The sequence below is a fragment of the Pseudomonas sp. AC252 genome, from assembly GCF_979258105.1.
The window spans coordinates 1481423-1500418 of the sequence record NZ_OZ409837.1; the positions used below are offsets into that span (position 1 = coordinate 1481423).

Genomic DNA, 18996 nt, shown 5'->3' on the forward strand with positions numbered 1-18996 from the left:
GGCTCTTTCGGGTTTCTCGTCGTAATCTCCAGCCATGCCTTTGATCACGCAGTTATTCGCCGTGCTGGTTTTTGCTTGCCTGAGCTTCGCCGCTCGGGGCGAGAAGTTGCGTATTGTCACCGAGCCCTGGGCGCCGTACGTGTACGAACAGGGCGGGCAGAATCTCGGGCTGGACTACGAAACCACCGCCATCGTGTTCAAGCGTCTGGGCATTGAAGTCGAATGGCAGTTCCTGCCGTGGAAGCGCTGCCTGTCGATGCTCGAAACCGGTCAGGCCGACGGTGCGCTGGACATCTTTCACAGCGCAGAGCGTGACGCCACCCTGCTCTATCCCAGCGAACCGTTGTCCGACGTCGAATTCGTGATGTTCTACGCCAACGACCGGCCGCATCCTTTCCGCACCCTCGAACAACTCAAAGGCCTGACCATCGGCACCTCGCCGGGTTATCTGTACAGCCCTGACTTCAGCCAGTCGGAGCTGTTTACCCGGGAGCCGGCGCCAACCCATGAAGCCAACTTCGGCAAACTGGTACGCGGGCGTATCGACCTGCTGATTACCGATCGCCGCGTCGGCCAGCATTTGCTCGATGAGCTGAATATTCGCAATCTGATCACCGAAAACCCGACAGTTATCAGCCGTCAGAGCCAGTTTTTGGCAGTTCGGCGCAATGCCGGCATGGACTTGCTGGTGCAGCGATTCGGTGCCGAACTCAAGCGTTTCAAGCGCGAACCAGCCTACGCCGAGCTCAGCGCGCGCTATGGCGCTGCGCCCGTCGACAACGCCTCACTGCGCTCAGCCACGGCCAGCGGCAAAACCGTTGAGCAGCAGGAAAGCAGCGCGCAGTGATTGCTCTGTTATACTCCGGCGTTCCCGCCAGGCTCACGCCCGGACGCCCGGAACCGTAACAGGCCTCTCGACCCGCTACAGCGCAGCTTCCAGCCCGCGCGAGCACTCCTGACGTGCCTTCGGAACCGCCGCTGGACCGGACGGGATTGCGTCCTCTTAAACGTGATTCGCGCCAGGCAAGACTCCCATTGGGCCAAGCCCTAACTAAAACAGGATTACTCATGTCCTTTGCTTCCCTCGGTCTCTCCGAGGCTTTAGTCCGTGCCATCGAAGATGCGGGCTATACCGAGCCTACTCCGGTGCAACAGCGGGCCATTCCCGCCGTGTTGCAAGGTCGCGACCTGATGGTGGCGGCTCAGACAGGTACCGGTAAAACCGGCGGTTTCGCCCTCCCGATTCTGGAGCGGTTGTTCCCCAACGGTCACCCGGACAAATCCCAGCGTCACGGCCCGCGCCAACCGCGCGTACTGGTCCTGACCCCGACCCGCGAACTCGCGGCCCAGGTGCACGAGAGCTTCAAGATCTACGCCCGTGACCTGAAATTCGTCAGCGCCTGCATCTTCGGCGGCGTCGGCATGAACCCGCAGGTCCAGGCCATGTCCCGTGGCGTCGACGTCCTCGTCGCCTGCCCGGGTCGCTTGCTCGACCTCGCCGGCCAGGGCAGTGTCGATCTGTCCCACGTGGAAATCCTCGTTCTCGACGAAGCCGACCGCATGCTCGACATGGGTTTTGTGCATGACGTGAAGAAAGTCCTCGCGCGTCTGCCGGCCAAGCGTCAGAACCTGCTGTTCTCGGCAACGTTCTCGAAAGACATCACCGACCTCGCCGGCAAACTGCTGCACAACCCGGAGCGCATCGAAGTCACGCCGCCGAACACCACGGTCGAGCGCATCGAACAACGCGTGTTCCGCCTGCCCGCCAGCCACAAACGTGCGCTGCTGGCGCACCTGATCACCGCTGGCGCGTGGGAACAGGTGCTGGTCTTCACCCGCACCAAGCACGGCGCCAACCGTCTCGCTGAATACCTGGACAAACACGGCCTGCCGGCGGTGGCGATCCACGGTAACAAGAGCCAGAACGCCCGCACCAAAGCCCTCGCCGACTTCAAGGCCGGCGAAGTGCGCATTCTGGTTGCCACCGACATTGCTGCTCGTGGTCTGGACATTGATCAGTTGCCGCATGTGGTCAACTTCGAGCTGCCGAACGTCGATGAAGACTATGTGCACCGTATCGGCCGTACCGGCCGCGCCGGTCGTTCCGGCGAAGCGATCTCGCTGGTCGCGCCGGACGAAGAAAAACTGCTGAAAAGCATCGAGCGCATGACCAGGCAGAAGATTGCCGACGGCGATCTGATGGGCTTCGACTCCAGCACCATCGAAGCCGAGAAGCCGGAAGCCCGCGAGCGTCCCGACATCCGCAACCCGCGCAATTCCCGTGGCCCACGTGGCGATGGCCCGAATGGCGGCGGCGGTGGCGGCGGTGGCGGCGGTCGCAAGGACAAAGGCAAAGACAAGGGCAAGGAAAAACCGGCCGGTGAACGTGGCGAGCGCCCTGCCCGTCAACAGAAACCGCGCGAAGGCACCCCGAGCCGCGACCAACGCCCAAGCCAACCACCGCGTGCAGCGGCTGATCGTGCTCCGGACGAATTCCTCGACGACGATATCGATAACTTCGGTAACCGCGTCGACTACGTGCCGAAAGCCGCTCCTGCCGGTGGCCGTGGCCGTCGTCCGGGCGCACCGGCGCAAGGCTCAGGCACTGGCGCACCGCGCGGCGGTCAGCCACAGGGTCGCCAGAACGGTCCGCGCAACAGCAACGGCTCGAGCACCGGCACGCCACCGGCCAAACGCAGCGGCCCGCGCAATGGCGCTCCGCGTGACGGTCAGGGTCGTCGTGACGAATCCGCGCCGCGCAACCGCCGTCCGGCCCGTGACGATCAGCCACGCAGCGAACCGGCCGTGCAGAACCCGCGCAGCAACGGTCCGAAGATCATGCACAAGGAATCGAAAGCCGACCGCTTCCCGACGCCTGAACAGCTCGATCAACTGCCAAGCCGCCCGCGTGGCGAGAAACCGGCTTTGCTGACCCGCAATCGCTGAGTTTCAAGCCGCCATGAAAAATGCCCCGACTCGAAAGAGCCGGGGCATTTTTTTGACTTGTGAAAATCGCAAGATCACTCAGATCCCTGTGGGAGCGAGCTTGCTCGCGAAAGCGGTGCGTCATTCAACAAATCAAGTGATTGACCTGACGCCTTCGCGAGCAAGCTCGCTCCCATAGGTTTTCAGTGACGCGAAGTGATGTATCAGACAATAAAAAACGCCCCCGGCCTTGCGACCGGGGGCGTTTTTCATGTGGCGGCGAAATTTATTTCGCTTTCACACCTTCAAACGAAACATATAGCTCGACCGCATCGGACTTCGGACCGAGGTCTTTCTGCTTGCCGAAATCGGAACGCTTGATGGTGGTGGTGCCTTCGAAGCCGGCACGGTAGCCGCCCCATGGATCCTTGCCTTCGCCCAGGAAGGTGGCCTTGACGACAACTGGCTTGGTCACGCCCAGCAGGGTCAGGTCGCCGGTCACGTCAGCGGTGTTGGCACCGGTGGATTTGACGCTGGTGGAAACGAAAGTGGCCTTGCCGAATTTGCTGGCGTTGAGGAAGTCAGCGCTGGCGATGTGCTTGTCGCGCTCGGCGTGGTTGGTGAACACGCTGGCAGTGTTGACGTTGAACTCGATCTTGCTGTCTTCAGGCTTGGCGGCGTCGAAGCTGAACTTGCCGTCGATGTCCTTGAAGGTACCGGTGATGTAGCTGTAGCCCAGGTGGCTGATCTTGAAGTCGACGAAGGCGTGCTGGCCTTCTTTGTCTACTACGTAGTCAGCAGCCATTACGTTGGCGGACAGCACGGCGGAACCGATTGCCAGAGCGGCCAGAGTCTTTTTCAACATGCTTTCTTTTCCTTTGAGTCGAGGTTGAATTTCAGGCTTTGCGACCGAGCATTCGAGTGAGGGTCGCATCACGATCGATAAAGTGGTGCTTCAATGCTGCCAACGCATGGAGACCGGAAAAAATTACCAGTGCCCACGCCAGCCACAGATGAATCACCCCAGCGGTATCTGCCTGATCCGGTAGTCCGGAGAGCAGAGCAGGGACTTCAAACAGGCCAAACACCGGGATCCCGACACCGTCTGCGGTGGAAATCAGGTAACCGGCAATCATCACAGCGAACAGCGCCAGATACAGAAACCCGTGGCCGAATTTGGCGCCGATACGGGTCATGCGGCTGTAGCTTTGCAGCGTAGAAGGCGGTGGGCTGATGAAGCGCCACAACACCCGCAACAGCATCACACCGAGCAGCACCAGACCGATGCTCTTGTGCAGGTCCGGCGCGTCTTTGCGCCAGGTGCTGTAGTAATCCAGCCCGACCATCCACAAACCCAGCGCGAACAGCCCGAAGACCGCCAGCGCCACGCCCCAGTGCATGAAAATGCTGACCCAACCATAGCGCGAAGAAGAGTTACGTAGCTGCATTGCCCAAATCCTGTGAGAACTGCGAACCAAGACTAGCGAGTTATCTATCGAATTAAAGCGGAAAATTTTGCTTTGAAATATCGAGAAATACGATCAAGAGTCTGGAAGTGGCGTGTTAAGGAAAGATTAAAGGCAAAAGTGTGGCGGGATGTTGGTGCAAGGCATTGGAATCGGAATGCCTGCGCCGGCCCCTTCGCGAGCAAGCCCGCTCCCACAGTGATTGCATTCCAACTGAGGAAACACGGTCAAATGTGGGAGCAAGGCCACTCCCACAGCGATTGCATTCCAACAAGCAACACGGTCAAAGGTGGGAGCGGGCTTGCTCGCGAAAGCGGTCTCGGAGGCAAAAAAACGCGGCGTAAAAGCCGCGCTTTTTCATTCACCGCAAGGTTTACTGCGCCTTGGTCTCGGTCGTTGCAGCAGGCTTGGCCGCTGGTTTCTTCGCCGGTTCAGCCTTTTTTGCTGCGGGTTTGGCAGCCGGCTTTTTCGTATCGGTTTTGGCTGCAGGCTTCTTCGCCGCAGGCTTGGTCGCTGCTTTCTTTGCCGGCTCGGCTTTTACCGGGGCCGCTGGCTTCGGTGCTTCCACCGGCGCTGGCGCAGGTGCCGGGGTCGGTGCAGGCGCTGGAGCGACCGGAGCAGGTGCTGGCTCTGGCGCTTTCGCAGGCTCAGGCTTTTTCTCGTCATCCGAACCGCCGAAGAGGTTAGTGAAGAAGTTGCCCTTCTTCGCCGCCACCGCGCCCGCTGCGCCTGCCGCTGCTGCAGCCGGAACCACTTTGACCGGTTCGAACGACTTGCCGGCCGCCAGATCTTCAACCTGGCTGGCCGCGCGCTGGCCGGTGCGCAGTGCGCCTTCCAGGGTGCCCGGGTACAGGGTGTCGGTGTGTTCGCCGGCGAACGCTACGCGTTGCAGCGGACGTTCCCACAGGCGCCAGAACTTGCTGATCTGCCCCGGGCCGTAAGCCAGGTAGGCGCCGCCCATCGACGGGTCGGTGCTGTAGCGACGGATTTCATAACCGGTGAACGAGCCACGGGCCTGTGGATAAAACGCATGCAGACGGATCAGCACCTGATCGACCATCTGCTTGTCGCCGAACGCCTGCATTACACGGGCGTTATCGCCGGACAGGTTGATCACCACATTGGCGCCGCCCTTCAGCGCCGGCTCGATCCAGAGCATGCCTAAACCGGTGTTGCTGTAGATCTCGCCGGACATGCGCGACTTGCTTTCCCACACGGGCGTCTTGAACTTCAGCATGATCTGGTCGCGCCAACCGTAGTTGGTACCTTTGATCGCCGCCAGGTGCTGGGCATCCAGCGCCGGGGTCAGGGCGATCTTGTTCAGTGCGCGCAACGGCACGGCCAGCACCACGTAGTCAGCCTGGTAGCCGACGCTGCCGACCTTGACGGTCACGCCGTCCTTGTCCTGAGTGATGGCCGACACCGGAGAGCTGGTCTTGATGGTCTTGATCTGTTTGACGAAGGCCTGGGCCAGTACCTGGCTGCCGCCGACCAGACGCGAGGCGCGCAGGTCGCGGTCGGAAACGCCGCGATAGACGCGGTTTTGCTGAGCGAAATACAGCAGCGACAGACGCGAAGGTTCGTCGTAGTGGGTGCGGATGTCCTGGTTGATCAACTGACGCGCGGTGGCCGGCAGGTTCTGCTTGTCGAGCCAGCTCGATACGGTGATCTGATCCAGCGCATGCAGGGTGGCAGTCGCCGCCGGGTTCTGCGGATCGTCAATCGAGCGCGCCAGATCGTCGAGGGTCTTCTGGTAGCGCTTGAGTGCGTCGGCGGTGGCTGGCTGCTTGGTGGCCAGATCGGTAGCGGAGAAATAATCACCGTCGATCAGATAGCTCGGCGTACGCACGAATTCCGGCGCCGGCGTGGTGCCGAGCTTGAAGGTCGACACGTACTTGTTCAGCACCGGCTGGGTCTTGTCGTTGCCGATCCACTCGCTGGTGGCCATGCCCGAGCGACCGCCCAGGCTCGGTTTGGCTTCCAGCAGGGTGACCTGCCAGCCCTTGTTCTGCAGCTCGTAAGCAGCGGTCAGACCCGAGAGGCCGCCGCCGATCACGATTGCGGTTTTATCCTTGGCCAGCGCCGTAACGCTGAACAGCCCCAACATCACCAGCGCACAGGCGCGCAGCCAACCGACAGACATTCAGCGAACTCCGGAAAAACAGGTGGGAAAAGCAGTTTGCGAGCCAGACGACTCAAAGAACCGCGAAGAATACGTTAGCCATCAAAACGCCGCCAGCGACGTCTATCAGCTCAGACAAAGTAGCTCAATCGACACAATGGGTTGTTCCCGCGCGATGCATTGCATAGGCTTGCGCGATTGTTCGCCCGCGCCTGACGCGAGCCGCCTCGAGGAGACTGTAAATGGGCCTGAATAACCAGTGGATGCAACGCGATCTCGCGGTGTTGTGGCATCCCTGCACCCAGATGAAAGACCACGAACAGCTGCCGCTGATCCCGATCAAACGCGGCGAAGGCGTCTGGCTCGAAGACTTCGAAGGCAAGCGCTACCTCGACGCGGTCAGCTCCTGGTGGGTCAACGTGTTCGGCCACGCCAACCCGCGTATCAACCAGCGCATCAAGGATCAGGTCGATCAACTCGAACACGTGATCCTTGCCGGTTTCAGCCACCAACCGGTAATCGAGCTGTCCGAGCGTCTGGTGAAAATGACCCCGCAAGGCTTGAACCGAGTGTTCTACGCCGATAACGGTTCGTCCTGCATCGAAGTCGCACTGAAGATGAGCTTTCACTACTGGCTCAATCGCGGCCAGCCGAACAAGAAGCGCTTCGTCACCCTGACCAACAGCTACCACGGTGAAACCATGGCAGCAATGGCGGTCGGCGATGTGCCGCTGTTCACCGAGACCTACAAAGCGCTGCTGATGGACACCATCAAGGTGCCGAGCCCGGATTGCTATCTGCGCCCCGACGGCATGAGCTGGGAAGAACACTCGCGCAACATGTTTGCCGCCATGGAACAGACCCTGGCGCAAAACCATGACAGCGTCGCGGCGGTGATCGTCGAGCCGCTGATTCAGGGCGCCGGCGGCATGCGCATGTATCACCCGGTTTATCTCAAGCTGCTGCGCGAGGCCTGCGACCGCTACGGCGTGCACCTGATTCACGATGAAATCGCCGTCGGCTTCGGCCGCACCGGGACGATGTTCGCCTGCGAACAGGCCGGCATCCGCCCGGACTTTCTCTGCCTGTCGAAAGCCCTCACCGGCGGCTACCTGCCGCTGGCGGCGTGCCTGACCACCGATGAGGTCTACAGCGCGTTTTACGACGACTACCCGACCCTGCGCGCCTTCCTCCACTCGCACAGCTACACCGGCAACCCGCTGGCGTGCGCTGCGGCACTGGCGACGCTGGATATCTTCGAGCAGGACGACGTCATCGAGAACAACCAGGCCCTGGCTCAGCGCATGGCTTCGGCGACGGCGCATCTGGTCGATCACCCGAACGTTTCCGAAGTGCGCCAGACCGGCATGGTTCTGGCCATCGAGATGGTCAAGGATAAAGCCACGAAAGAGGCCTACCCTTGGCAGGAGCGTCGCGGCTTGAAGGTGTTCCAGCATGCGTTGGAGCGAGGCGCGTTGCTGCGGCCGCTGGGCAGCGTGGTGTATTTCCTGCCGCCGTATGTGATCACCCCGGAGCAGATCGATTTCCTTGCTGAGGTGGCTAGCGAAGGTATCGACATTGCTACGCGTGACAGCGTCAGCGTGGCGGTGCCGAAAGACTTCCACCCGGGATTTCGCGATCCGGGCTGATCGATACCAAAGGTTTGAGAAGGACCCTGTGGCGAGGGGATTTATCCCCGTTCGGCTGCGCAGCAGTCGTGAAATCAGCACACGCGGTACTCCTGAGTCACCGCGTGTGCTGATTTTGGGGCGGCTTCGCCACCCAACGGGGATAAATCCCCTCGCCACAGAAGCTCTTCACTACAGTGACTACGCGCCATTTTTTTAGAGACCCGAAATGAGACTGTCCCGCTTCTTTATCGACGCCCCGCTGAGCACCGGCGAACACGAACTGCCGGAAGCCCAGGCGCATTACATCAGCCGCGTGCTGCGCATGGTCGAGGGCGATACGGTGCAGTTGTTCGACGGTTCCGGCCATGAATTTCGCGGGTCCTTGGTGGACGTCGGCAAGAAACGCGTCGTCGTGCATATCGACGAGCAATTCGCCGGGCAAGTCGAATCGCCGCTGCAGATCCACCTCGGCCAGGGCTTGTCCCGGGGTGAGCGGATGGACTGGGCGATTCAGAAAGCCACCGAACTGGGCGTCACGGAAATCACACCGATCTTCAGCGAACGCTGCGAAGTGCGCCTCAAGGACGAACGCGCCGACAAGCGCTTGCTGCACTGGCGTCAGGTAGCAATCAGTGCTTGCGAACAGTGCGGGCGTTCACGGGTGCCGGTGATTCATCCGCCGGTGTTGCTGGCGGACTGGCTCAAGCAGACCGAAGCCGAATTGAAACTGGTGCTGCACCCGGTGGCAGAGCCGTTGGTGAGTCATGCCAAACCGGCGACGCTGGCGTTCCTGATCGGGCCGGAAGGTGGCTTGACGGACGGCGAAGTCGAGCAGGCCAAAGGCAATGGCTTCCACGCCGCCCGCCTTGGCCCACGCGTGCTGCGCACCGAGACTGCGCCGGTGGTGGCGTTGGCGGTGGCCCAGCAACTTTGGGGCGACTTCTAAGACCTCTTCGCGAGCAAGCTCGCTCCCACAGTAGATCTCCAGTGAGCACCGATTATGTGAACGCCCTAGATCCAGTGTGGGAGCGAGCTTGCTCGCGAATGCGGTGTGTCATTCAGCAAAAATGTTGATTGACCTGACGCCTTCGCGAGCAAGCTCGCTCCCACAGAGATCGCATTTACAGGACGTAAAACAGAATCGCGACAAAATGCAGCAAACTCCCGGCAATCACGAACAAATGCCAGATCCCATGTGCATGCCGCAGCCGGTGATCGAGGGCAAAAAAGATAATCCCCACCGTATACAGCACCCCGCCCGACGCCAGCCAGGCAAACCCCGCCGTGCCCAGCGCGGCAATCAGCGGTTTGACCGCGACCAGCACGATCCAGCCCATCACCGCGTAAATCACGATCGACAGAATCCGTGCCTCGGAGCGCGGTTTGATCTCTTGCAGAATGCCGATCAGCGCCAGCCCCCAGACGATCCCGAACAGCGTCCAGCCCCACGGCCCGCGTAACGTCACCAGGCAGAACGGCGTGTAGCTGCCGGCGATCAGCAGGTAGATCGAAAAGTGATCGACCTTTTTCATGATCGCTTTCTTGCGCCCGCGCACGCTGTGGTACACGGTCGAAGCGCTGTAGAGCACCAGCAAAGTGAAGGCGTAGATCGCCACGCTGACGATCTTCCATGGACTGCCGTCGAGGCTGGCAATCACCAGCATCCAAACGCCGCCGATAAACGCGGCGATGGCTCCGACCAGATGGGTCCAGGCGTTGAGTTTTTCCCCGTGATACATGTGTCGCAGACCTCGTAGTCACTAGCGCAAGCGCGCAAGGCTCGGGCCTTGAGCGTAAAAGCGCAATGTTTCTGTTCAACCTCGCCTGCGCGGCCCGTCGGAATTGGGCACAATCGGCCGATACCAAAAAGAGTCCGCGCCATGCTGATCGACGAAGAATTGACCCTGAAAAAACTCGAGGTGTTCCTCGCCTTCATGCGCACCGGCAACCTCGCCCGCGCCGCCGCCGAATTGCAGACCAGCAACGTCAGCGTGCACCGCGCGATTCACTCACTGGAAAACGCCCTGCGCTGCCCGCTGTTCAAACACGAGGGTCGCAATCTGACGCCGCTGGAAAGTGCTTACGTGCTGGAAGAGCGCGCGCAGAAGCTGATCAACGATGTGGTCGACAGCGTGCGCCTGACCCGCGAAGCCGCCGGATTCTCCGCTGAGCGCTTCAAGCTTGGCTCGCTGTATTCGCTGACGGTGAAAACCGTGCCGCAACTGATCATGGGCCTGAAAATCCGCCGCAGCGAACTCAACATCGACCTGATCCTCGGCTCGAACATCGACCTGCTCTACAAGCTGAAAAACATGGAGGTCGACGCGATTCTGGTGTCACTGGACGACAGCATCAACGATCCGGACTGCGAACAGATTGCGCTGTTTTCCGACGACATCTTCCTCGCCACCCCGGCCGATTCAAAATTTGCTCAGCGCAGTGAAGTCGATCTGGCCGAGGTGCGGGATGAAACCTTCATCACCCTGACCCAGGGATTTGCGACGCATCAGGATGGCAATCGGGTGTTCAAGCAGGCGGGGTTCGAGCCGAAAGTGGCGATGCAGGTCAATGACATCTTCACTTTGCTGAGCATGGTCAGCTCCGGGGTGGGGTACGCCTTGTTGCCGGGGCGGATTGCGGCGGTGTACGAGAATCGGGTGAAGCTGATTCCGTTGCAGGAGAAGTACCGGTTGCAGCAGCACATTGGCGTGGTGTTTCTCAAGGCCAAGGAGCGCGATCCGAATTTGCTGGCGTTATTGGCGGAGTGTCGGATGTATGCCAACCGGCAGGCGAGCCCATGATCGTTCCCACGCTCTGCGTGGGAACGATCAGCGTGAGCTCGGTCAGCCCATCAATCCGCGCATCGCCAGAAACAGCAGCGAAGGCCCGAGCAGACACCCTAGCGCGGTGTAAAACGCTGCCGTCAGGCAACCATACGGCACCAGCTTCGGATCGGTGGCGGCCAACCCGCCGGCGACGCCACTTGAGGTGCCCATCAAGCCGCCGAAAATCACCGCGCTGCGCGGGTTGTTCAGGCCGATCATCGGTGCCACGAATGGTGTCATCACCATCACCAGAATCGCCTTGATCAGCCCCGCCGCAATCGACAGCGCCATCACCTCGGAACTGGCGCCAATCGCCGCACCGGTCACCGGGCCAACGATATAAGTAACCGCACCGGCGCCAATGGTGGTCAAGCTCACCGCATCGGTGTACCCGAACGCCATCGCCACACCGACGCCGGCGACGAACGAGGTGCCAACGCCGACAAACAGCGCCAGCACGCCGACAAGCCCGGCGCGTTTGAGCTCGTCGACACTGACGCCGAACGCGGTGGCGACAATCGCGAAATCCCGCAGCATGGCGCCGCCGAGCAGGCCGATGCCGGACAGCAGGGGAATATCCACCACGCCTTTTTGCCCACCGGTGAGTGCGCCGCCGATATACGACAGCACCAGCCCGAGAAGAATGGCGATCGCCGAACCGTGCAGACGGCCCTTGGTGAAGGTGTTGGACATCCAGTAGGACACCCACATGGTCAGGCCGACAATCAGGAAGCCGCTGATCAGACCGTAACCGGTGATCACTTTCATCATTGATTCGTACATGGCGATTACCCCGCGGTCTTGGCAGGAGCAATCGGCGTCTCTTGCTTGTTGCCCATGCGTGTCAGCACCGGCACCAGGGCAAAAGCGATCACTACGGCGAGGGTGCCGGCAAGAATCGCCATCGGCCCGCCCTTCAGCGCACCGTAGACATTCTGCTGCGCGGCCATGGCGACCACGATGGGAATGTAGATCGCGCTCCAGAACTCGACGCCTTGCTCGGTCTTGCCCTTGAGCCAGCCGCTCTTGTAGAGATAACTGCCCAGGCCGATCAACAGCAGCATCGCAATGCCGACGCCACCGACGTTGGCCGGCACGCCGATCAGCTTGCCGAGCAGTTCACCGACCCAGATACCGACCAGCGTGCAGAAGGCGAGAAACGCCACACCGTAAATAATCATTGTTGTAGTCCTCAAAGTGCATCGTCGAATGTTGTTTTTGTTGTTCGAAGCTTGAGTCGCGGCGGTTTTAGAGTTGGCGGCCACCCTCCTCGCGCAACAGCGCTTGCAGGGTGTCGAGGCGGGCACTGTCGAAGGCAGTGACGGTGCCCTGCTCGAACACCCGGCGCGCCAGCCCGGTCAGCACCGCACCGGGCGGCAGTTCGATCTGTAGACGTACGCCGCGCTCGTAGGCGCTTTGCACGGTGCCGCGCCAGTCCACCACGCGGCACATGTTGAAAGCGAGGTCATCGCGCAGCGCTTCGACTTTGCTCACAGGCCGCGCGCGACTGCCGCTCAGATAAGCGATTTTCGGGTTCTTCAGTTCAACCTTGGCGAAGGCCTCGGCAAGCGCCTGCGCCGGTTTTTCCAGCAACGGGCAATGCGACGGCACGCTCACCGCCAGCCGTTTCGCCACTCCGGCACCACGACCGCGCGCCAGTTCGGCCACCGCGTGCATGGCCTTGTCGCAGCCGGCGATGACCACTTGGTTATCGGCGTTGATATTGGCCAGGTACACCGGCGCATCTTCGCTGTGCACTTGCGCCAGCAGGGTTTCGACGGTGGACAACTGCAAGCCGATGATCGCGGTCATGCCGTAGCCCTGTGGATAAGCCTGTTGCATCAGCTCACCGCGCAGGCTGACCAGATGCAGCGCATCGCTGAAACTCAAGGCTCCCGCCAGCACTGCTGCCGGGTAGGCGCCGATGGAGAGGCCAGCGACGTAATCCGCGCTCAGTTCATCCTGCAATAACTGCCGCGAAGCAGCGACACCGGCGATCAGCAGGCATAGTTGCACCGCTCTGGTCGTGCGCAATGCCTCGGCTGAATCCAGCTGCAAAACATCCTCGCCGAGCACATCACTGGCCTCGACCAGCGTTTCCCGAGGCAAACGCTGGAGCATGCCGGATTGCTGCGCGCCCTGGCCGGGAAACACCAGCAGACTGCTCACGCTGCCTGCTCCTGCGGGTTCCACGGATCGACCACCAATGCCGCCTGATGGGCATATTTCAGCAGCACCCTGGACGAACCGCTGGCCCATTCCCGCAAGGCCACAGCGCCGAACGGCGTTTGCAATTGCATGTCGATCCGGCACACAGCCTGATCGAAAAGCTCCACGAGTTTGCGTGCCTGATTGCGCGTGATCATCTGCGGCGCACGCAGAATCAGATCGAGATCACTGGCCGCATGCATTGCTCTGAAGCCACTGGCCAATTCAAACCCGACACTGCCGCTGACACCCCAGACCCAACCGCAGCCATCGAGCAGCGGCCGCAGTTGTTTGAGCCCCTGCATCACCGGCAGATCTCGCTCGCACTCAACATGACGAAGGGCCTCGGGACTGACCCGACAGGCAATCGAGTCGAGCGGCATAAACGTCGCCAGCCGCTGCTCGCGCAACACACCACGAACGCCGACCGCGACCAGACCTTCCTTGCTCAAGGCACGGCGAACCACCACCGGTTGCCCGACCGCCAGCGCCGCGATCGCCCACGCCGGCGCATCCGCCGGCAACTGCGCCGGGGTCATGCCCCAGAGCAGATCGTGGGCCAGGGGCAGGTTCACCACTGCGCCCTCAGCAATTCGCGGACTTTGCTGGAGGCGGCACGATTATTCGCACCAAGGCGCCCGTTCAAATCAGTGCTGCTCACATCGTTGATCGCTAGCTTCAGGCACTCAGTCACGCGCGCCAGATCTTCCGCCGTCGGCTGTTCAATTTGCTGCACCGACAGGGTTTCCCAAAGCAATCCGAGGCTGGCGTAACTGTCGATGTCATAGGCCATCGGCGGCACGCTGGAGGCCAGCGCCTCCAGTTCCTCGACACTGCGCAAGGTGACCCGCGCCGCCGAGGCCTTACCCATCGCGTGAACCATCACGCCGGGATCGCGCAGCGCGATCAGGCGATTGGCCTGATAACCGTGGGCGAGAAATGCACCCGACATGGCCTTGCCCACCAGCAGCGCAATCACCGGATGCCCGGCCAGACGCGCACGGGCATAACTGTCCGCCGCGCCGGCCAGCGCCTGATGAATGCCGAGGGCTTCTTCGCGGCGGCCATACGCCTGGCTCGGCACATCGACGATGGCGATGATCGGGCGCTTTTGCGCTTTATCACGATCAGCGCTGATCGCGTCATCCACAGCCTTGGCCAGACCCCACCCTTCGAGCAAGCCGACTTCGCCGTGGCGGGCGCGTGGGAAACGGTTGTCCGGGTCAGCCACCACGGCGATAAACCGGCCGAGCTCAGCGTCGGCGACTTTCAACGACGGCGGCAAACCTTCGACGACACTGGCGCCAGCGCTGAGCGCATTGAACCAGTGCAAACCGCGCAATGAATAACTGCTCATGAGCGCTCTCCTTGATACAGATCGCGAACCACCGACGGTTCGATTTGCAGGTCAGTGTTCAGCTTGCCGAGGCGCTGCAGGAACCACTCGGCGCGCTGGCTGCGCGGCTGTGCCGGCAGGCCTTGCTGGAGCAGTTCGCCGACCTGCTGACGAATCTGCGCCACATCATCGCCGACATAACGGTCCACCAGCCTCGTGTTGAAACGCTGTTCGCCGCCGGTCAGGCTCCAGATGAAGGGCCGGTCGCGGGAGTCGTATTCCTCGATCCCGGCTTCCTGCTCGATCACTTGCGGGCCGTTCAGGCCGAGACGTGCTTCCTGGGTCACCAGCAAATAGCTGCACAGCGCAGCGGCGATCGACATGCCGCCGAAGCAACCGACGCTGCCGGCGACCACGCCGACCACCGGTTGGTACTGCTGCAGATCGACAATCGCCGCATGGATATCGGCAATCGCCGCCAGACCGAGATTGGCTTCCTGCAAGCGCACGCCGCCGGTTTCCAGCAGCAACACGGCGCGGGTGGGGATGCCGTTGCGGTTGTCTTCGGCGGCCAGTTCCAGCGCACCGGCAATCTTCGCCCCGCCGACTTCGCCAAGGCTGCCGCCCTGAAACGCGCCTTCAATCGCCGCGATGACCACCGGCAAACCGTCGAGGCTGCCCTTGGCGATGATCACTCCATCGTCGGCTTGCGGCACTACGCCCTGGCGCTCAAGCCATGGCGACATGACCCGTTGAAACGGATCGAGCAGTTCGCGAAAGGTCCCGGCGTCGAGCAAGGCTTTCGCCCGCTGCCGCGCGCCGAGTTCGACGAAACTGTGTTTGTTGAGCAACGCTGCGCTGTCAGTCATGGCCGATCTCCTCGAAACCCTGTTCCAGACGCAAGCGCACCACCCCCGGCGTCGCGCCGAAATCGTGGATGTCGATGGCCATCGCCGGCGGCGTGGTGCCGTCGAACATCCGCGCAAACAGGTGCTGCCAGCGCTGCTGCGCGCCGTTGACCGAGGTCTGCACGTTGATCGTCAGTTTGCCGGCCAGACCCGGCTCGATCAGCACTTCCAGATCACCCGAGCCGACACAACCGACCAGCGCACGCCCGCGTGGCGGCTGCCCGGCGGGGAATTCAAACGATAGGGTTTCCATCAAAACGCTCCCTGAGAGATGCCGTCGCGCTCGATGCGATCGAGCAGCAGCGTCGCGGCGAGCAGGTCGGCGGCGCCACCGGGCGAGGCATTCAATGCGATGAGTTGTTGATCCAGTTCGTGCAGGCGCCGACGACCGCTGAGGCTGGCGCTGCCACCGGCATCGAGCACCGCTTGCGCGCCGGCCTGCATGGCGTGCAGGCCCGGTTCCCCGGCGCGGTAGAGCACGCAGGTATCGGCCAGCTCGGTCATGATCGCCAGCAACGCATCGAGCCGGGCGTTCTGTTCGCCGTGACCGTTGGCGCGACTTTTGTGCAGTTGCGGCAAGCCGCGTTGCAGCACGGACGGGAAGCCCAGTTGCGCTTCCTCGCGAGCACCGCGTGCGCCGTAACGCTGGGCAACTTGTGCGCCATGGCTGAGTGGTGTCGGTGCGTAGCGGTCGTCGAGCAGTGCCAGGCGGGCGGCGCACAGGGCGATGGATTTCGGTTGCAGCGCGGCGGCCGTCACCAACAGTCCCAACGCCCAGATCGCACCGCGATGGGTGTTGACGCCGTTGGTGGTCACGAGCATGGCTTGTTCGCCCTCGCGACCGATGCGGCCAATCGCTTCGCGTAACGGGACACCGACTTCGCCCAGCTCCAGCGCCACCTCAGCCATTTCCTTGAACGCTGGCCACAAGGCCAACGCCGACGCGTGCATCAGGCCCAGGTGCAGATCGGTGTGCGCGCCGTTGCCGCGACGGTCGACCAGCGCCGGTTTCGGCGACAGATCGGCTTCGTCGATCAGCGCGTCCACCGCCAGATCGGCCAAGCGGTCAGCCAGGGACAGCGGTTTCGCTTGCAGGTTGAATGCGTGCATTACCAGCTCCTGAATTTGGCGGGCGGGTTGTACAGGCCGCCGGACCACTCGACCAGATCGGCCACGCTTTTCGCCGCGAGCAATTCGCGGGTAGCGTCAGTGCGGCGGATGCCGAGGTCTTCGGGCAAGGCGATCAGGCCCTCGCGGCGCATGCGTTCGGTGTCTTTCGGGTTGTGCCGCAGGCCGATGGCGGTAACTCCGGCGACCGCGGCGATCATCGCCTGGCGTTCTTCCAGCGAGCGCGCCTTGTACAGATAGGCGATGCCCTCTTCGGTGAGCAGGTGGGTAACGTCGTCGCCGTAGATCATGATCGGTGCCAGCGGCATGCCGCTTTTCTTCGCCACTTCCACGGCGTCGAGGGTTTCGACGAAGGTCGGTTTGCCGCCCTCCTGGAAGGTCTCGACCATTTGCACCACGAGTTTCTTGCCGCGTTCGAGCATCGGTTGCGGCCCATCGGCGTGACGCATGTCCAGCCACGCCGGGGTGCCGTGACGGCGGCCGCGCGGGTCGTGGCCCATGTTCGGCGCACCACCGAAACCGGCGAGACGGCCACGGGTTACGGTTGAGGAATGGCCGTCGCCATCGACTTGCAACGTCGCGCCGATGAACAGGTCCACCGCGTACTGCCCGGCGAGTTGGCAGACCATGCGGTTGGAGCGCAGCGAGCCGTCGCGGCCAGTGAAGAACACGTCGGGCCGCGCGGCGATGTAATTTTCCATGCCCAGTTCGGTGCCGAAGCAATGCACGCTCTCGACCCAGCCGCTTTCGATCGCCGGGATCAGCGTCGGGTGCGGGTTGAGTGTCCAGTTGCGGCAGATCTTACCTTTGAGGCCGAGGGATTCGCCGTAGGTCGGCAGGATCAGCTCAATGGCGGCGGTGTTGAAACCGATGCCGTGGTTGAGGGACTGTACGTTGTGTTTTTCGTAGATCCCGCGAATCGCCATCATCGCCATCAGCACGTGCACAGGCTTGATGTGGCGTGGGTCGCGGGTGAACAGCGGCTCGATGTAGAACGGCTTGTCGGCCACAACTACGAAATCGACCCATGAAGCGGGAATGTCCACGCGCGGCAGTTCGCTGACGTCATCGACCAATTGGTTGACCTGAACGATAACGATGCCGTCGCTGAACGCCGCCGGTTCGATCAGGGCCGGGGTGTCTTCGGTGCTCGGGCCGGTGTAGATGTTGCCGGCGCGGTCGGCCATGAAGCCGGCCGAGAGCACAACGTTGGGGATCAGGTCCACAACGAGGCGGGCGTAGAGTTCGATGTAGGTGTGGATCGCGCCGACTTCGAGCAAGCCGTCTTCGAGCAACTGGCTGATGCGCAGGCTCTGGGTGCCGGCGAAAGAGAAATCGAGCTTGCGGGCGATGCCACGTTCGAACAGATCAAGGTGCTCGGAGCGGCCGACGCTGGGCATGATCATGTGCAGATCATGGAGCTTGGCCGGATCGGCCTTGGCCAGCGAACGCGAAAGGAAATCCGCCTGCTTCTGGTTGTTGCCCTCCAGCACCACGCGGTCGCCGGGATGGATCAGCGCTTCAAGCGCGGCGACGATTTTGTCGCTGGGCAACACCGCCCCATCGGCCAGCCCGCGCACCTTGTCGAGCCGGCGCTGCTTCTCGTCACGTCGCCGCGTCCAGCGCGAGTCGGGGAAATTGTTGTTGTCATGCTCGCTCCACGGGTTCGCTGTCGTGGAGCCAAGTTAGGCGTGTGCGATGAGGGCATCAATCAAGCTGGGTGGTGAATCATTACGCTGAGAGTAATGGTCACGATCGCTTTCGCGAGCAGGCTCGCTCCCACATTGATCGCTCCCACGCTCCGCGTGGGAACGATCGAACGCATTCCAATTGTGGGAGCGAGCCTGCTCGCGAAGAGGCCAGTCGCCTCAGCGCACTCGCTCAGTCGGTTGGCACCAGTTTGTCCAGCACCCGGTTCACCGCCATCTCTGCCACCATGACAATCTGCGCGATGCCCTGCAGGGTCTTGCGCTGAGAGCCGTCCACGGAAGCTGCGTGGTTGTGCAGCATCACCGTCGCCGAACCCAGGGTTTCACAGGCGTCGGCCAGCAAGGATTCGGTGTCGGCTTCGGGGTTGGCCATGTACAGCGTGTTGGGGGTGTAAGGCGGGGCCATGAAGTCAGCGCTGGGTGGGCCGAGATAATGGTCGAGGGCGCGCTCGGCGGCTTCGTGGAATTTCTTTGAGTCGGGGGATTGGTAGGGCGATGCCGGGTCTTTGGTCGGCGGATTGGGCGATGGTTTTTTCATCTTCAGGTTCCGGATAAAGCCGCAACCGCATCTCTGCTAAAAGAAGGGGTGGCAGCTGAACGCAGGTTAGCAGACCGGGGAACCTAAGGAAGCCGGCGCGCCGAAGCGCCCTGCGCACAGCCGCCATCAAGTGCAGACGTGAAGCCTGGCTGACGGTGCTCGTGCAACCTCAGATTGACCACGGGCTGCTAAACCCGATC

At 61.9% G+C, this 18996-nt stretch carries 18 protein-coding genes and 1 pseudogene; 5 read left to right on the forward strand and 14 right to left on the reverse strand.

Annotation, left to right across the window (positions count from 1 at the left end; genetic code table 11):
- The first annotated feature begins 34 nt into the window (after positions 1-34).
- Entirely contained in the window at positions 35-847 is an 813-nt protein-coding gene (locus ACZZZ4_RS06905; protein ID WP_310403453.1) for a substrate-binding periplasmic protein, read from the forward strand.
- A gap of 221 nt (positions 848-1068) precedes the next feature.
- On the forward strand, positions 1069-2946 hold the full coding sequence (locus ACZZZ4_RS06910) for a DEAD/DEAH box helicase (RefSeq protein ID WP_463547494.1): 1878 nt from the start codon (positions 1069-1071) through the stop codon (positions 2944-2946).
- A 265-nt stretch (positions 2947-3211) separates the two neighbouring features.
- Here the strand turns inward: ACZZZ4_RS06910 and ACZZZ4_RS06915 are convergent, their stop codons facing one another.
- From ACZZZ4_RS06915 to ACZZZ4_RS06925, 3 genes are all read right to left on the reverse strand, one after another.
- A complete protein-coding gene (locus tag ACZZZ4_RS06915; RefSeq protein ID WP_039757580.1) occupies positions 3212-3790 on the reverse strand; it encodes a YceI family protein in 579 nt (192 codons plus the stop codon).
- A 31-nt stretch (positions 3791-3821) separates the two neighbouring features.
- On the reverse strand, positions 3822-4373 hold the full coding sequence (locus tag ACZZZ4_RS06920; protein WP_129997802.1) for a cytochrome b: 552 nt from the start codon (positions 4371-4373) through the stop codon (positions 3822-3824).
- Between the two features lie 391 nt (positions 4374-4764).
- Positions 4765-6534, reverse strand: a complete 1770-nt coding sequence (locus tag ACZZZ4_RS06925) for a flavin monoamine oxidase family protein (RefSeq protein ID WP_129997803.1) — start codon at positions 6532-6534, stop codon at positions 4765-4767.
- Positions 6535-6755: 221 nt separating this feature from the next.
- On the opposite strand from ACZZZ4_RS06925, the gene ACZZZ4_RS06930 reads away from it, so the two are divergent.
- The gene (locus ACZZZ4_RS06930; RefSeq protein WP_463547495.1) at positions 6756-8162 is read left to right on the forward strand and encodes an adenosylmethionine--8-amino-7-oxononanoate transaminase; all 1407 of its coding nucleotides are present in this window, start codon (positions 6756-6758) and stop codon (positions 8160-8162) included.
- A gap of 208 nt (positions 8163-8370) precedes the next feature.
- Positions 8371-9090 carry a 16S rRNA (uracil(1498)-N(3))-methyltransferase gene (locus ACZZZ4_RS06935; protein WP_463547496.1) on the forward strand — a complete coding sequence of 240 codons (720 nt, stop codon included), beginning with the start codon at positions 8371-8373 and terminating at the stop codon, positions 9088-9090.
- A 175-nt stretch (positions 9091-9265) separates the two neighbouring features.
- Here ACZZZ4_RS06935 and trhA read toward each other — a convergent pair whose 3' ends face one another.
- The gene (gene trhA, locus ACZZZ4_RS06940) at positions 9266-9883 is read right to left on the reverse strand and encodes a PAQR family membrane homeostasis protein TrhA (RefSeq protein ID WP_039757573.1); all 618 of its coding nucleotides are present in this window, start codon (positions 9881-9883) and stop codon (positions 9266-9268) included.
- A gap of 141 nt (positions 9884-10024) precedes the next feature.
- On the opposite strand from trhA, the gene ACZZZ4_RS06945 reads away from it, so the two are divergent.
- Positions 10025-10945, forward strand: coding sequence for a LysR family transcriptional regulator (locus tag ACZZZ4_RS06945; protein WP_310403441.1), 921 nt, complete (start codon positions 10025-10027; stop codon positions 10943-10945).
- Positions 10946-10987: 42 nt separating this feature from the next.
- On the opposite strand, the gene madM is transcribed toward ACZZZ4_RS06945, so the two are convergent.
- From madM to ACZZZ4_RS06995, 10 genes and pseudogenes are all read right to left on the reverse strand, one after another.
- Positions 10988-11752 carry a malonate transporter subunit MadM gene (gene madM / locus ACZZZ4_RS06950; protein ID WP_024014642.1) on the reverse strand — a complete coding sequence of 255 codons (765 nt, stop codon included), beginning with the start codon at positions 11750-11752 and terminating at the stop codon, positions 10988-10990.
- A 5-nt stretch (positions 11753-11757) separates the two neighbouring features.
- A complete protein-coding gene (gene madL, locus ACZZZ4_RS06955; RefSeq protein ID WP_016772756.1) occupies positions 11758-12150 on the reverse strand; it encodes a malonate transporter subunit MadL in 393 nt (130 codons plus the stop codon).
- Positions 12151-12217: 67 nt separating this feature from the next.
- Complete coding sequence (gene mdcH, locus ACZZZ4_RS06960; protein ID WP_415761172.1) at positions 12218-13138, reverse strand: malonate decarboxylase subunit epsilon; 921 nt, start codon at positions 13136-13138, stop codon at positions 12218-12220.
- Entirely contained in the window at positions 13135-13755 is a 621-nt protein-coding gene (locus ACZZZ4_RS06965; RefSeq protein ID WP_415761171.1) for a malonate decarboxylase holo-ACP synthase, read from the reverse strand. The genes mdcH and ACZZZ4_RS06965 overlap by 4 nt, the downstream gene beginning before the upstream one ends.
- Entirely contained in the window at positions 13749-14534 is a 786-nt protein-coding gene (gene mdcE / locus ACZZZ4_RS06970) for a biotin-independent malonate decarboxylase subunit gamma (protein ID WP_463547497.1), read from the reverse strand. Before mdcE ends, ACZZZ4_RS06965 begins: the two co-directional genes overlap by 7 nt.
- Positions 14531-15382, reverse strand: a complete 852-nt coding sequence (locus tag ACZZZ4_RS06975) for a biotin-independent malonate decarboxylase subunit beta (protein ID WP_463547498.1) — start codon at positions 15380-15382, stop codon at positions 14531-14533. Before ACZZZ4_RS06975 ends, mdcE begins: the two co-directional genes overlap by 4 nt.
- On the reverse strand, positions 15375-15674 hold the full coding sequence (locus ACZZZ4_RS06980; RefSeq protein WP_003229075.1) for a malonate decarboxylase subunit delta: 300 nt from the start codon (positions 15672-15674) through the stop codon (positions 15375-15377). The genes ACZZZ4_RS06975 and ACZZZ4_RS06980 overlap by 8 nt, the downstream gene beginning before the upstream one ends.
- Positions 15674-16531, reverse strand: a complete 858-nt coding sequence (locus ACZZZ4_RS06985; RefSeq protein WP_463547499.1) for a triphosphoribosyl-dephospho-CoA synthase — start codon at positions 16529-16531, stop codon at positions 15674-15676. The genes ACZZZ4_RS06980 and ACZZZ4_RS06985 overlap by 1 nt, the downstream gene beginning before the upstream one ends.
- Positions 16531-18200 (reverse strand): annotated as a pseudogene (gene mdcA, locus ACZZZ4_RS06990) (malonate decarboxylase subunit alpha). Before mdcA ends, ACZZZ4_RS06985 begins: the two are co-directional and overlap by 1 nt.
- 230 nt (positions 18201-18430) lie before the next feature.
- Positions 18431-18796, reverse strand: coding sequence for a DUF6124 family protein (locus tag ACZZZ4_RS06995; protein WP_463547500.1), 366 nt, complete (start codon positions 18794-18796; stop codon positions 18431-18433).
- Between the last annotated feature and the right edge of the window lie 200 nt (positions 18797-18996).